Raw genomic sequence first — 14,818 nt, 5'->3', positions numbered from 1 at the left:
ACGTTTTACTACATCATAATACCTCTCTGTAATATCAGACAAAATACCAATAATTTTAAAACGAGAAAAAATGCTCACGGCATCTAAACATGCAGTGAGCATTTTCTGTATTAGTGAGGTAAGAATATTAATTGGAATGCAAATAGAATAGCGAAAACGTAAAGCAATGGATGAACTTCTTTCGCTTCACCTTTAGCAATTTTCAAAATTGGGTAAGTGATAAAACCAAAAGCAATCCCTGTTGAAATGCTTGAAGTTAGCGGCATAATTAATATGATTAAGAATGCTGGGAACGCTTCTTCAAATTTACCCCATTCAATATCTTTTACTGATCCAATCATTAATGTACCAACAATAATAAGAGTTGGAGAAGTAATGGCTGTAACACCAGAAACAGCACTAACTAATGGGCCAAAGAATGAAGCAACGATGAATAGAATAGCGACAGTTAAGCTAGTTAAACCTGTACGTCCACCAGCTGCAACACCAGATGATGACTCAACAAATGCTGTTGTTGGGCTTGTACCAAACATAGAACCAACAGTTGTGGCAACTGAGTCAGCTAATAATGCATGACGTGCACGAGGTAATTTATCGCCCTTCATCAAACCTGCTTGCTTAGCGACACCAACCATTGTACCTGTTGTATCAAAAAGTGTAACTAAAATGAATGAGAATACAACGCCATATAATCCAAATGAAAAGACTTGGCTAAATGCTTCAATTGGATTCCAAATTAAAATACCTTCTGGTAAATGAGGAAGCGCTACTACTTTTTCAATATGTAATTGATTAGTTAGCACTGCTACAATACCAGTAACAATCATACCGATAAATAATGCACCTTTGACATTACGTACCATTAAAATAACAGTGATGAATAAACCAAACAATGTTAAAAGTACACCAGGAGAAGTTAAATCACCTAGCATCACTAAGTTACTATCACTTGCGACAACCACTTTTGCCATACGTAAACCAAGGAATGCGATAAATAAACCAATCCCAGCAGTAATTGCATGTTTTAAATTTTGAGGGATCGTTGTTATTAGTTTTTCACGTAGTGGAGTTAAAGATAAAAGAATGAAAATTATCCCTGCCACGAAAACCGCAGCAAAAGCTGTCAAATAGTCTATCTTACCACCAGAGGATATTACGACTGCATAAGTGAAATATGCATTCAACCCCATACCAGGAGCAATTGCGATTGGATAATTCGCACAAAGTGCCATCCATAATGTACCTATTACAGCAGAAATAATAGTTGCCATAAATACTTGATCAAGTGGTACACCTGCATCCGATAATATTATTGGGTTTACAACAACGATATATATCATAGTGAGGAATGTAGTCATTCCTGCAATAAGTTCAGTCTTAACATTTGTACCATGTTCCTTTAAACGAAACATTTTTTTACCTCCTTCTTAAACACGAACATTTTTTGCAACATTAAATATAATATTCGCTTATAAGACGAAATGCAACCCTTTTTCTCAAAGTCATTATTCTCTAAATTATTTGATTATATTTGAATAATGCGCATTTCCAATGATTATTTATTATGCAATATATTTATAGAAGAAATTCTTTAATTGATAGGAATTATTCTGCTTATCAACCCAAAAATGTAGAACTACCAATATTCAAATATTTGTGCACAAAAAACAGACACTACTATGAGTGTCTGTTCAGTATTTCGACAAAAGGAACTCAGAATTCTCACATCTTGAATGTCTTTTGTTATTTATATATGTTTTGGTTATTTAAGATCCTCTTTTATAGATAAAATACTCTTCGAGTGTTACCATTTATTCCGTTTTTTAACTTCGACAAGTTCAATTTGCGAATTTTTAAATCACTGCGGTCCTGCAGGGTCACTTTTTTAAGACCTTTTAACTTTGGTCACCACTTCCCCAATTTTTCCCTAAGATTTTCTTGTGGTACTCATGGATCCAAAGCAATCAATTTCAATTTGATCTCTTTCAGGTTTTTTATGTCATTATTTTCTATCATCTCAAAAGATTTGTTTATGATACATACGTAGTTGATTGGAGCGGAGTGCGGCGACTCCAGCGGGAAAAGCGGGATAGTCGAGACCCTGGACTGAGCGTAGCGAAGGAAGCGGCTCGGCCCCGCCCGCGGAAAGCGTCCGCACACAGCGGAAATCAACGGTTATTCATCTATATTTATTGTAAAAGAAAAAAGACCGTAGACAAACTCAAATTTCTTCGAGTTTGTCTACGGTCTGAACAGAATACTGCTAAGAGTGTCTGTTGGATCTTTGAGATATTATTTATTTCTCACAAACAGAAGTTTATACCACTGATTTACTAGGAACGGCATAATGGACAAGCTATAAATAATACCTAATTGTACTCCATTTAATTTTGCAACTTCAAATACACCTGAAAGTGATGGCATGAATAATACTAAATGTAAGCTTAAAAATCCGATTAAAAATGCTAGCCAAGTATATTTATTCGAGAATATACCAATTGTAAAGATCGATTCTTTTGATCTCGAGTTGAAACCGTGTACTAACCTAGACAAACATAATGTTGTAAATGCCATTGTGCTTGCGGTTAGAGTATCTCCGGTGGACAATCCCATTTCAAAAGCAATGATGGTTGAAATACCAATTAATAATCCTTCGAGCACCACTTGAGTAGTAAATTTTTTATTTAATAATGGAGTGTTAATATTTCTAGGCTTGTACTTCATTGTTTTCTTATTATGTGGCTCTAAACCTATTGCAATAGCTGGTAAACTATCGGTTAGTAAGTTGATAAATAATAGATGCACTGGAGCAAATGGAACTGGTAACCCTAATACTGTTGCATATAAAACAACAAATATAGCACCTGCATTACCTGACAATAAGAATAGAATGGCGTTTTTTATATTGGTATACATGCTTCTACCATTCGAAATAGCCTTGACAATCGTTGAAAAATTATCATCCGTTAAAATCATAGAAGATGCATCTTTCGCTACCTCGGTACCGGTTATCCCCATCGCTACACCGATGTCTGCTTGTTTTAAGGCAGGGCCATCATTGACCCCATCCCCCGTCATTGCAACGACATTCCCTTTCTCCTGCCAAGCTTTAACAATACGAATCTTATGCTCAGGTGTTACTCGTGCGTAGACAGAAATATCCGGAACTATTTCTTGTAGTTGTTGATCAGTTAACTCTTCAATTTCATATCCTTCAATCGCTTCTGAAGGATCTTCTAAAATACCAATTTGTTTGGCAATAGCAGTTGCTGTTATTTTATGATCCCCTGTAATCATAACTGGTTTAATACCAGCCTTTATACAACTTTCTACCGCCTCTTTTGACTCTTCTCTAGGAGGATCCATCATCGCCACTAATCCTAAAAAGGTTAAATCACTTTCGACTGATACATCAATTTTTTGGTTTTTTCTTGTTTCTTTGTAAGCAATCGCAAGTACCCGTAAACCATTCATAGAAAAGACACGATTCACATCTTCTATTTTTTTACGATGTTCTGGTGTAATATCCATGATGCCTTGAGATGTTTTGATCTTCACAATTTTAGCTAGAAGAACATCTAATGCGCCCTTGGTAATCAAGACATTTTGTTGATTAATATGATTCACTGTACTCATAAGCTTTCTGTCTGAATCGAAAGGAATTTCCGCAATTCTTGGAAATTGATCTCTTACGATTAATTCGTCGAGATTGTACTGCTTCCCTAATTTTACAAGTGCAATTTCAGTAGGGTCTCCAATTTCTTTTTGATCTCTCTCCAAGGAGTTGTTACATAAGATCGCCTTTAAGATAAGATCCTTCTCGATTGCATTCTCTGTCTGGAGTTGATTATGTGAAATGACTTTTTGATCAACATATACTTGTTGAACTATCATTTTATTTTGAGTGAGGGTTCCCGTTTTATCAGAACAAATAACCGAAACACTCCCTAGACTTTCAACTGCATATAGCTTGCGTATAATGGCATTTTCCTTTGCCATTTTTTGTGTCCCAAAAGCCAACACAATAGTAACAATTGAACTTAATGCTTCTGGTATTGCAGCAACTGCAAGCGAAACAGCAAACATAAACGATTCCACTATTTCCCGACCTCTAATAAGATCAATAGTGAAAATGGCTACACAGATCATCGTGATACCTAATGCTAATTTTTCACCAAAATGATCTAGGCTTACTTGTAGAGGTGTTTTCTTTTCCTTTGCAGTATCTAGTAAATTGGCAATTTTCCCGATCTCAGTTTCCATTCCAATAGCTGTAACAATTACAATTCCACGTCCATTAGTGACAAAGCTTCCAGTGAAAACCATATTTTTTTTATCACCAATAGTAACTTGATCATCTTCAATAGGTGCTGTACTTTTTGCTACAGCCAACGATTCACCTGTCAGCGAACTTTCATTTATATGAAGATTATAGCTTTCTAATAATCTTCCGTCAGCACTTACATAATCACCGGTCTCTAAATAGAGAAGATCCCCAACCACAATATCTTCTGATTCAATTTCAATAATCTGATTATCTCGCATCACTTTTGCAACTGGAGAGGTCAATTCTTTCAGATTGTCCAAAGACTTTTCGGCTTTTACATGCTGTACAGTACCAAGGATTGCGTTTAAAATAACAACGATCAGAATCACAATAGTACTTCCTACTTCACCTAGTAGATATGAAATGACAGCGGCAATCATTAAAATAATGACTAATAAATCTTTAAACTGTCCAAAGAAAACGGCAAATGTGCTTGTTCTTTTTCCTGCCACCAATTCATTATAGCCGTATTCTTCTTGTCTCTTTTGGACGTCATAATCACTTAACCCTTCTTTTGTTACATCCAACATATCCATGACTTCAGTTGATGATTGTTGATGATATTCTGACATCTGATTCTCCTTCCAGTATGAAATTATTAGATTATCATGCTAATTATTGAAACTCTCTGTTGTTCCCTACTACCTATAGAGTCTCCTACAACTTAAATAACTCAATTCGAAATGTCATTGGAAGTTAGTTTAAAAACTCGTATTCATGTGCTAGTAGTTAAAGAATCGATAACCTACTAAATCAATTTGAATGTTAAAGTTCCTTAAAAATTTTGTGTCATTTCCCTAAGACCTAACTATATTCGATAAAAAAACTTTAAATTCTCACCCTACAGACCCTATTTGGGTTGTCCTTCCATTTAAAGGTTACGAATTCTTTTAAATAGATTTCCGGAAAATAGCATTAGATGATAAACATCACAATTCCCCACTCTATCTACTCCATCTCAATAATATTTTTACTTTAACAATTCTATTCCTGTTTGCATTCCAGTATGATAATAATCGATATAGAAATTAAAATATTTTGTTAAATGCATTAAATATAAAGATATTTAATTTACTAATCGATAGGATTGATATTGTCGTACTCATTATCATCTAATCTTTAATTTAAAATGAGTATATACACGTGAAATTACTTCGGCATACAATATAAATCTCGGCCCCTTCGCTTCATAAACAAAATGTGAAAAAACCGCCCTAAAGGGCGGTTTTTTATGACTTATACACATCCACTAGATTGAAGATGGACTTATTTCAATGCATTTATTTTGTTTCTTCAATAAATTTTCTAAAGTTTTCAACGATTTCTTTTGATTTGGTATGGTGTAAATAATGTTCTCCTTTAAGTGTCATCACTTTTCCATGTACCGAACCTTTTACTTGCTCTTCATGTAATGGTATCCATCTTTTCACACCTGTATTATTCTCTTGTATAAAGAAAAACAGGGGGAGATTTTTGGGGAATGTTAAATTTTCAGCAGCTTTAAAGTTAGTGTTGAAATTTTCCATTTCGTTTGATGTACTGGAATTATACATATTTTTGAGAGAAAGAATTCTCATTTGTTCTTTTGTTTTGTCATCATATGGTAGTCCAGCATATGGATCACCAGTTAGTTTTACTACCAATCTGGCTAAACCTGATTTTTTGAGAAATTTAAACGTTTTTATTGGGAATTTAGTATCCATACCGCCTTGTGTAGGAACACTGCTATCTATCCCGACAAATGCACTCACTTCATTTTCATATTTGTTCACATAATCCAGCCCGTAAATGCCTGCAATGGAATGACCCATTAAAATATATCGTTCAATATTCAGGTTCTGCAATGCTTCATGAATTTCGCTTACAATATTCTCTGTACTTCGTTCTTTTTCGGTATTGTCACTTAATCCATAACCAAAAGGCTCAATCACGACGACTCTATAATATGGAGATAGCTCATCCACTAGTGGCTTAAAATCAAGTGCTGGTGCAGCTGTTCCATATCCAGGTAGTAGCACGACAGTCTCTTCGCCTTTTCCTTGAATCAAAACATTCATATTTTTCCCATCGACTGTTACAGACTGACCATAAGACTCTATTTTTCCTTGCTCCGATTTATTACAGACAATATGAACTATATAAACCGTTGCTAAAAAAATTCCGAATGCTATAATTATTGCTCCTATTATTTTGAGTATAATGGTTAGTATTTTAGTTGTCCTCATACCCATTCTCATTTTCATTGTCTCTATTAGTTTCACTTTTATCTTCTCCTGTCTTCATCTGTTTATTGGGCTACCTTAACAAGCCGTTAAAGAAAGCTTAAATGACGAAGATGTACTCATTATGACGACAATATGAACTGAGTATGAACAAGCAAAAAAATACTACGACGTTATATGTAAGAAAACTTCCATATAACTACGTAGTATAGAGAATACAAAAACCGCTCTTATATATTCCATTTGATAACTTATCAATTTAACTAATCTGTTGACGTTGTGATTGGCAAGGTGACAATGATAGTCGTTCCTCGGCCAAGCTCACTTTCCACTCGGATATCCCCTTCATGAAGTGATATAATTTGTTTAACTATGGCAAGTCCCATACCGCTACCACCATATTTACGACTGTGAGAACGATCGGCTTTAAAAAATCGCTCGAATATACGCTTCTGGTCCGCAAGTGAAATACCAATACCCGTGTCGGATATTAGTACCATTACATTTTTGTTATCTTGTTCGATGTTGACGTTAATAACGCCACCATCATTGGAAAATTTGATGCTATTGCCCAGTATGTTCGTCCATACCTGATTTAATTGATCATAATCAGCCATTAAGCGAACCGCCTTTAAATTGAGCTCGAAGCGAATGTTACGCGCTGACCATTGTGGCTGGATCGCAATGATGACTCTTCTAATCTGTTCATCAAGGTTAAACGTTACCAGCTGAAGTTGCTGTGACTGCGATTCAAGTAAACTCAGCTTGAGCAGGCTATCACTCATCTTAGACATCCGATCTGCTTCAGCGATGATAATGTCGAGATAACGGCTTCTCTCGTTATCTGTGAGTTCTACTTGCTTGAGCGCTAAAGCATAACCGGATATCGAAGTGAGCGGCGATTGAACTTCATGCGACACGTTCGAGACGAAATCCCTACGCATCTGCTCCAGTTGATGTAGATCATGCGTCATTTCTTCGAAGCTGCGAGCCAAAGTACCCAGCTCATCATTTTGTTTAATATTCAGCTTAACGTTGAAATCTCCAGCTGCTATACGCCTAGTTGCTTGCGTCAGCTTTTTGATCGGCCTTATAAGAAACATGGCTGCAATTAGAATTAAAAAGCTTCCTGCAATCAATGAATAGATCAAAAAAGTTATCGCCCAATTTCTAGTAAAAGCGGTAGAAGGGGGCGCGAGCGGCTCTACAAACATTGCTCTTGTTCCCATTTCCGTTTTCAACGGTAATCCTAAGAAAAAACTAGCAACACCATTTGGATTGACTTGAACAACTTTTCCATCAAATACATCCTTTAGTTGTTCATTAGTCACAGTCACCGGATTGTGTCCGTTAAGTGAGCCGTATGACTGGAATTGACCCGTTTCATCATAAATTCGGATATGATATGAATCAAGCTGCTTCATTCCACTGACGAATAACTCCGCTTCACCTAACGGAAGCGTTTCATAAATCCGCACAATGTCCTGACCAAAGTGAAGTAAGGGGATTTTTAAGTTTTCGTTCAATTTATCTTTAAATACCCAAGTTGACATAAAAAAAGCAATGATAGTGCCCCCTATTACGGAGACCAGAAATGTCAAGACAACACGCGTATATAAAGATCTGGTCATTCGTACACCTCAAGCCGATATCCAAGTCCACGCACAGTTTCAATACGAAAATCTGTTGTAGTAGAGAAACGTTCACGCAGACGTTTAATATGTACGTCTATCGTTCGATCATCTCCAGCGTAATCGATCCCCCAAATCTGATCTATCAACTGCTCACGAGTATAAACCTGTCCCGGTGTTCCAGCGAGCTTATACAGCAATTCGAACTCCTTGAGTGGCAAAGTAAGCGAATCTGACCCACTCATCACCTTATAAGTCTTCCGATCAAGGATAATGTTACCGAACTGGATCGTCTCCGTAGAGCCAATGCGGTATCGTTTCAATAATGCCTTAACACGAGCCGTCAACTCCAATGGATCAAATGGTTTCGTCAAATAATCATCTGTTCCAAGTTCGAAGCCCTTCACTTTCTCCCATGTTTCGCCTCTTGCAGTCAGCATAAGTAAAGGAAGATCAGGATTGGCTCTTCGAAGCTCCTTGCATAACGTCCAACCATCCATAATCGGCATCATAATATCAAGTACTACAAGATCCACATGCTTCGAGGCGTAGACAGTCAGTGCTTCCTTACCGTCCACGGCTTCAAGTGTTTCGAATCCATCGTTGCGTAGAAATAAACAAACAAGTTCGCGAATGATCGCATCGTCGTCAGCAACCAGTATAGTAGGCATCCGTTCCCTCTTTTCCATCTCATATTGAAGTAACTATTATACTATATTTAATATTGATTTACTCCTATTCCCCCTTTCAGTGCGATAGTAGATAGTAGTCCCTTACTTATGCTTATCAGTTATAAAAAAAGACCTAGGAAGCATCTAGGTCTCTGTCAAAACGCATTAATAAAAAACCTTCCTTGTGGCGCTTTTATTTCAAAGAAATACTTTTCGTTTTTCTTTAAGCCATCCAATTTCACGCTTGTTGCAGGCTTTACTTGAATTTCATCAACTATTACTTTACCATTTACATCTTTTACTCTTAGAAGGATATCACTTTCAGTTTCATTTCCACTATCAATTTCATTACTTCCGGCATTTACGATAGACTTCTTCCAGAAAACACTATCAAATATTAGATAATTTTTGTCATTAAAGTTTACGCTTTGCCACTCTTCCGAATCATCTTCTACATCCACAACTGTGCTCACCTTTGGGGAAAAGAAATCATGAACAACACCTACATCCTGATAAACGAGATAACTTACAGTCGTGATAAAAAAGGTCATTAAAGAAGTCATAACAATTGCCGTAATAACTTGGATACGCCGCTTTGAATTAATTTTTTTAAAAGGTGTAATTGCTTTTTTTACTTCTTCCGGTATCATTTGAACATAATCTGTTTGCTGCTGTAGCCTTTTTAATGTCTGCTTACATTCTTCGCAATGCTGTACATGGTCTTCAACTAATTTTGCAGTATCTTCACTACAAATCTCATCAATATAAGATGGCAATAAATCTTTAATAATATTACAATTCATAAGGATCAATCCTTTCCGCTAATTTTAGTTTGGCACGATAATAGGTCACCCTCGCCCAGTTCTCACTTTTATCAAAAATCTCACCAATCTCTTTAAAGCTGAGAGAAATGGATGTTCTTAATAAAAATATTTCACGATAAGGTTCACTTAACAGATGTATTTCTTTATGTATCGAGATAAGTGTATTCCGGTTGACAATCTCAACGTCTGGCTGCTCTTCATGAGACTGGATATCCATCCCCATTTGCATCATATTTTCGACACTAATATTATTAGAATGCTTCTCCTTTTTTAAGTAGTTATAATATGTATGTTTTGCAATCTGACATAACCAAACAGACATTTTACATTTACCGTTGTATCGATGAATAGACTTTACCGCCTGATAAAAGGTCTCTTGGGTAAGTTCTTCAGCTAAATCTACATTTGAAGTTAAACAAATAAGAAAACGTTTTACTTCATCTGCATATGAATTGTATATATCACTTAAATCCTCCACCTTCCTCCCCCCTTCTCTCCAATTTTTCACCTGTGACACTTATATATAGATTTAAAATGCTATTCGTTACAGAAATTTTTAATTTTTTTCATGTATAGTTAATTTTTGTAGAAAAAATCAACATAAATATCCAACAAAAAAAATCATCTCACCTCTAAGAATTCAATAGAAGTGAGATGATTTTTAATCAATCTTAAATATAAATAATCAATTTTTTTACAAAGCTATATTATCAAGTACCACAATAAGTACGGTATGGCACTGTTGATGTAGATATCGTGGCATATTCAGTTTGTTCGGCTGAATACTCATAAGGATTTGAAAGTACATTTAAAAGTCGCTTCATCACACTATAGTCACCTTGATTCACTGCTGCTTCTAGTGCAGCTTCTACACGATGGTTACGTGGGATTACCGCTGGATTACTTTCTCGCATCAACTGATTCGATGATGTTTGGGATTCCTGTTGTCGGCTTAGTCTCGCTTGCCAAAGCTCGTACCACTGTGCGAATTCTTGAGTCCCATAAAGGGCAGTTTCATCCATCGCATCTAAAGTTAAAGCGCGAAAAGTATTAGTATAATCTACACGATACTTCTTCATTATACTTAAGAGTCCATTAATTAGAGCTTCATCTTCGTCCTCTTCGTTAAATATCCCAAGCTTGGCTCTCATTCCCGCGAGCCAATTGGATTGATACAACTCATTAAACCCAGATAGCTGATTTTGGGCCAGTTCTATAGCCTGCTCCAAATCATCGTGTAGTAGAGGCAATAGAGATTCAGCAAAGCGCGCTAGATTCCAACCTGCTAATAATGGCTGATTACCATAAGAGTAGCGTCCTTGAGTGTCAATGGAACTGAACACGGTTTCTGGGTCATAGACATCCATAAAAGCACAAGGACCATAATCAATAGTTTCACCGCTTATGGTCATGTTATCTGTGTTCATCACTCCATGTATAAAACCAACTAGTTGCCATTTGGCAATAAGCTTCGCTTGACGCTCTATCACTTCTTGAAGTAACGAAAGATATTTGTTCTCATTAGCTTCATTGTTAGGGAAATGACGCTCAAGTGTATAGTCAGCAAGTGCCTGGAGTTCATCTATAGTGCAAAAATTTGTAGCATATTGAAAGGTTCCAACACGTATATGACTAGCTGCCACACGAGTCAAAACTGCGCCCGGTAGTTCGGTTTCACGGATAACTGACTCACCTGTTGTTACTACTGCAAGACTACGGGTAGTAGGGATATCAAGGGCATGCATAGCTTCGCTAATAATATATTCGCGTAACATTGGTCCTAGAGTTGCACGTCCATCACCCCCGCGGGAGTATGGCGTTCTACCTGATCCTTTAAGCTGAACATCTAGCCTCTGCCCATTTGGAGAAATGTGCTCACCTAACAGTACTGCTCGGCCGTCTCCTAACATATTAAAATGACCGAATTGATGCCCCGCATAAGCTTGAGCAAGTGGCGAAGCGCCTTCAGGAATCTGATTTCCTGCAAGTATTTCAATACCCTCTTCTTTTTGTAATTCTTGAATATTTAAGCCCAAAGATGTTGCCAAATCACTATTGAAAATGATCAACTCCGGCGAATTTGTAGGAGTTGGATTGATGCTTGAAAAGAAAGTATTCGGCAGACTGTTATAACTGTTGTCAAAGTTCCAACCTGTTTCATTATTTTTTGTCATGGTTTCTCCTTTTTTGTCTTTATATATAAACTTTCTCTTAAATGAAGTAATAACGAAAAACATTTAAATGTTATCTTCATTCTATAAAAAAACAATTCATTTCTTTTTAATGTTTACTTCTGCCTATTTATTATACCGTTTGCACAGTTTCAAGTCCTTTTTATTTCAGAATTGCTTAATCTGGGTGTACATTACAATATTCACTTATGTTCTATTTTTGCTTCAACTTCAACTCAATGATCTCTTTTTGATTTCCCCATTTTACGGTGACCGGAATTACCTTTTCTTCACGGATAAGCAAACCGCCTATAGAAGCACTAGTTAAGGTATATTCACGTTGAACAATAGATTCATTTAATTCTTGATTGAGAGAACTTCCCCCCCCAGCTACAGCATATGAAATGTGTATCTTCTTGCTTAGAGCTAATTCTTTTAAGTCTCCTTTATAATGCACGGTTAATTTGCTTTTATCATTATTTTTGTAATCTATTTTACCCGTACCCTCTCCCCAATGCTCAGAGGAAGTATATTCAAATGTTGCTTTCCAGTTTTTACTTTCACCAACATAATGAATTTTATTCGCATTGACATCAAGTGTGTAGATGGAATGATCCTCATCTTCTGCATTAACAACAAGGACACCTTCTGGCGAAAATCTTGGAACTACAAGTCTATCAGGAATATTATCGAATGCATGGGTATCCGTAAGGCTGGAATCAGCTAACGTGTAGAGCTTTACCGTATCTCCTTCTGTCAATGCAATATGATTTTGATAAATGCCGAAGTCACTAAAGTCATTTGTTTGAATAGGCGAAATTTTACCGGTACTAAGATTCATCTGTTGTAGCACATCATCTCCGATAAAAAATACTGAATCGTTAGCATAAGATAGCCTTTGTACAAGATCTGCCTCTACATTAAACACTTTCACTTCTTGATTACCAATATCGTAAATGTAAATAGCTTGATGATCTTTAATTTTATTTGCAGTAATAAAATATTGATCATTTAACACTGAATGACTATTCGAGCTTTCTAATTTAATAGGGATTTTCGTAATCTGTTTCGTATCAAGATTTACCATCCGGAAATTCACTTTATCTGATGAAGCATCTAAAAATGAAATTCTATTACTGGAAATTTGTAAGTCTCCAACAAATTGCTGATTTAATTTATATGTTTCATTTGAATTTCGATTTTGTACATAAATAGACGAAACAGTAGCATACACCAACCATTGTTCATTGAATGTAATATCTTGTATAGGAACTGCTGTTGATTTTATTAAATCTTCCTCAAAATGCATGTTTAAATCATACTTTAAAACCTTTTTTCGATTTGAACTAAGTGTAATTAGTGAATGAGTTGAATAATCATATTGAGCATCTATTAAATTTGGATATTCATAAGGTAAAATTGCTTTTTCATACATCACATCTGCATTTTTTTCTTGTCTAATTACCTGTTCGTTTAAGAAAATTACCGCAAACAAACACCCAATAACGGCGAGTGCTACTCCAACTAGAACAGGTTGCCATTTACGTTTAGGTTTCTTTTTTTGTTCAAGACGTGCTTCTGCTTGTTCAAGGATTGTTTGCTGTTTTTCTTTACTTAAAGTGACATGTTTAGGGACTATTTGATCTAATATGCTTTTCCATTCAGTTTTCATCTAGCACGCCCTCCTCAAATGTTGTTTTAGCTAAACGTCTTCCCCTCGCTAACCTGGTCTTTACTGTATTCTCAGAGCATTCTAAAATTCTACTAACTTCTTGTATCGAAAATCCCTCTAAATAATAGAGCCAAAGAACTTCTCTATATTTTGGGGTTAACTTTGAAAGTAATGCACTTACTTCACTACTCGTTTCCTTCATAATAGCTCTCTGTTCCGGGCCATCACTTGTGGCAAGCCATTTTGAAATTGTTTCCGTCCACTCAAGCTTTCGATATGACCAACTTTTTAAATAATTGCGACAAATATTCACTATAATTCGATATAAGTATGTTTTTACACTAGATTTTGCTTCAAAATCTTCAAGATGTATGTAATATTGTATAAATGCTTCTTGCACGAGATCTTCAGCTTTTGATTCGTCTTTCACATACGTATAAGCAAGCCTTACGAGATACTTCCCGTACAAATCCATGGCTAGTTGCAGCTGCCTATTGCGCTCTTCTTTCTCCATCAGCTCTCCCCCTTGATATGTGTTAGACAACGCTCATAAATTTTAAGTTTCACTTTTGGTTAATAATGAAAAAAAGAAATTTATATATTCATCTAGTCATTACTGTATTCCTATAACTATACAGTAGGTATTGCAATAAAGGTTTAGCATTCTAGAATATAAGAGAATGATAAAAGCTAGGTAACCAATGGGTCACCTAGCTCCTTTTTCTAAAATCATCTTTTAGATTCTTAAATTATAGCTCTGATTTAGTATATTACATCAAAATCATCTCTCGTTATAAATTTTCTGACTATTAGTCGTAATAGAACCAGGTATAATTTCGGTTGTTGGCATTCTTAAATGTTCGAAAGTATACTTAAACATGACAACGTTAAGAAAAAGCCAAATACATAAAGAAGTAGATTCCCCTCATTTCTTACAATGGAAAGAATCGTGCCTAATAATAGAAATGGATATGCTAAGAGTGGTAGTAAATTAAGCAACATTTCGTTTTTTAAAACGAAATCATTCATCATTTCTAAAATTATGAGAAGAAAACCTATATTGAAACTTGCCAATTTTACTTTATAAGTTAAATTCTTCAGAATAGAAGTGTGTTGTCCAGTCCACTCTCCAAATAATGCTTTAATTGAAGTTTGAGCTTCTTTACTATGTAATTTTGGATAAATAGGCTGTAAAAAAGGAGCTTTACCTTCTATTGATTCATACCCCCATGCTATTTCTTTACCGTCAATGCATTCTTTTGTTAATTCTTGTGAATATTCCATATTATCAATGTATTGC

General features: G+C 35.7%; 11 protein-coding genes. All 11 read right to left on the bottom strand.

The genetic code is table 11. The annotated features are described in order from the left end of the window. Positions 1–110 precede the first annotated feature (110 nt). Positions 111–1,412 carry an NCS2 family permease gene (locus tag AMD00_RS00550; RefSeq protein WP_053415157.1) on the bottom strand — a complete coding sequence of 434 codons (1,302 nt, stop codon included), beginning with the start codon at positions 1,410–1,412 and terminating at the stop codon, positions 111–113. 880 nt (positions 1,413–2,292) lie between these two features. Beyond that, entirely contained in the window at positions 2,293–4,899 is a 2,607-nt protein-coding gene (locus AMD00_RS00545) for a cation-translocating P-type ATPase (RefSeq protein WP_053415156.1), read from the bottom strand. Between the two features lie 708 nt (positions 4,900–5,607). Beyond that, the gene (locus AMD00_RS00540) at positions 5,608–6,570 is read right to left on the bottom strand and encodes an alpha/beta fold hydrolase (protein WP_053416736.1); all 963 of its coding nucleotides are present in this window, start codon (positions 6,568–6,570) and stop codon (positions 5,608–5,610) included. A gap of 242 nt (positions 6,571–6,812) precedes the next feature. Further along, complete coding sequence (locus AMD00_RS00535) at positions 6,813–8,180, bottom strand: sensor histidine kinase (protein ID WP_053415155.1); 1,368 nt, start codon at positions 8,178–8,180, stop codon at positions 6,813–6,815. Beyond that, positions 8,177–8,851, bottom strand: a complete 675-nt coding sequence (locus AMD00_RS00530) for a response regulator transcription factor (protein WP_053415154.1) — start codon at positions 8,849–8,851, stop codon at positions 8,177–8,179. Before AMD00_RS00530 ends, AMD00_RS00535 begins: the two co-directional genes overlap by 4 nt. 155 nt (positions 8,852–9,006) lie before the next feature. Then, entirely contained in the window at positions 9,007–9,654 is a 648-nt protein-coding gene (locus AMD00_RS00525; protein WP_053415153.1) for an anti-sigma factor family protein, read from the bottom strand. Next, positions 9,644–10,153, bottom strand: coding sequence for an RNA polymerase sigma factor (locus AMD00_RS00520; protein WP_053415152.1), 510 nt, complete (start codon positions 10,151–10,153; stop codon positions 9,644–9,646). Before AMD00_RS00520 ends, AMD00_RS00525 begins: the two co-directional genes overlap by 11 nt. Positions 10,154–10,385: 232 nt before the next feature. Further along, complete coding sequence (locus AMD00_RS00515; RefSeq protein ID WP_053415151.1) at positions 10,386–11,849, bottom strand: protein adenylyltransferase SelO; 1,464 nt, start codon at positions 11,847–11,849, stop codon at positions 10,386–10,388. Between the two features lie 211 nt (positions 11,850–12,060). Next, positions 12,061–13,518 carry a hypothetical protein gene (locus tag AMD00_RS00510; RefSeq protein ID WP_053415150.1) on the bottom strand — a complete coding sequence of 486 codons (1,458 nt, stop codon included), beginning with the start codon at positions 13,516–13,518 and terminating at the stop codon, positions 12,061–12,063. Continuing rightward, positions 13,508–14,032, bottom strand: coding sequence for a sigma-70 family RNA polymerase sigma factor (locus tag AMD00_RS00505; RefSeq protein WP_053415149.1), 525 nt, complete (start codon positions 14,030–14,032; stop codon positions 13,508–13,510). Before AMD00_RS00505 ends, AMD00_RS00510 begins: the two co-directional genes overlap by 11 nt. 338 nt (positions 14,033–14,370) lie before the next feature. Then, positions 14,371–14,802 (bottom strand): hypothetical protein, encoded by a 432-nt coding sequence (locus AMD00_RS00500; protein ID WP_169786286.1) that lies wholly within the window; start codon positions 14,800–14,802, stop codon positions 14,371–14,373. Positions 14,803–14,818 lie beyond the last annotated feature (16 nt).

Origin of the sequence: Viridibacillus arvi (genome assembly GCF_001274945.1) — a bacterium.
Taxonomy (GTDB): domain Bacteria; phylum Bacillota; class Bacilli; order Bacillales_A; family Planococcaceae; genus Viridibacillus; species Viridibacillus arvi.
Note: the sequence above shows the minus strand (reverse complement) of the source record. Positions and strands in the feature narration are given on the sequence as shown.